Origin of the sequence: Halomonas sp. AOP43-D1-4 (assembly GCF_052446175.1) — a bacterium.
In the GTDB taxonomy this organism is placed as follows: Bacteria; Pseudomonadota; Gammaproteobacteria; order Pseudomonadales; family Halomonadaceae; genus Vreelandella; species Vreelandella citrativorans.
The window spans coordinates 1-533 of record NZ_JBQSVY010000051.1 but is presented as its reverse complement, the minus strand read 5'-3'; the positions used below and the strand labels follow the sequence as shown (position 1 = coordinate 533).

Sequence of the window (533 nt, the reverse complement as noted above, 5' to 3'; positions counted from 1 at the left end):
CGGTAAACGTCCACAATGAATTACCTGATCAGATCATAGAGCAAACGGTTTAAGCACGATCCCCTCTTGGGTCTGTAGCTCAGTTGGTTAGAGCGCACCCCTGATAAGGGTGAGGTCGGCAGTTCAAGTCTGCCCAGACCCACCAAATTTTATCCATATTTGCGTTATTTTATGACTCGCATAGCAGGCTATGCTTCGCCATAAAATGCCTTGTGATGAATAAAATTCCGAGAGGTAAGTGTCTAAAATGGGGCCATAGCTCAGCTGGGAGAGCGCCTGCCTTGCACGCAGGAGGTCAGCGGTTCGATCCCGCTTGGCTCCACCATTATGTTGGTTTTTATCCAACGCCGTTTGTTTGTTTTGTGACCATTGATAAGTCGCACGTTTTTAGACGTCGCTTTATCACTGTTCATTGAACAGTCGCTCTTTAACAATGTATATCATGCTGACATTAACGTTTTTTTAAAACGTTGATACGTAATTGTTGTGTGATACGTCTCAAGCGTATCCGGCAATCGTTGTCATTGCGAACC

At 45.2% G+C, this 533-nt stretch carries 2 tRNA genes; both read left to right on the top strand.

The annotated features are described in order from the left end of the window. The first annotated feature begins 68 nt into the window (after positions 1-68). A tRNA-Ile gene (locus tag ACT3RQ_RS17740) sits at positions 69-145 on the top strand. Positions 146-249: 104 nt separating this feature from the next. Further along, positions 250-325, top strand: a tRNA-Ala gene (locus ACT3RQ_RS17735). The last annotated feature ends 208 nt before the right edge of the window (positions 326-533 follow it).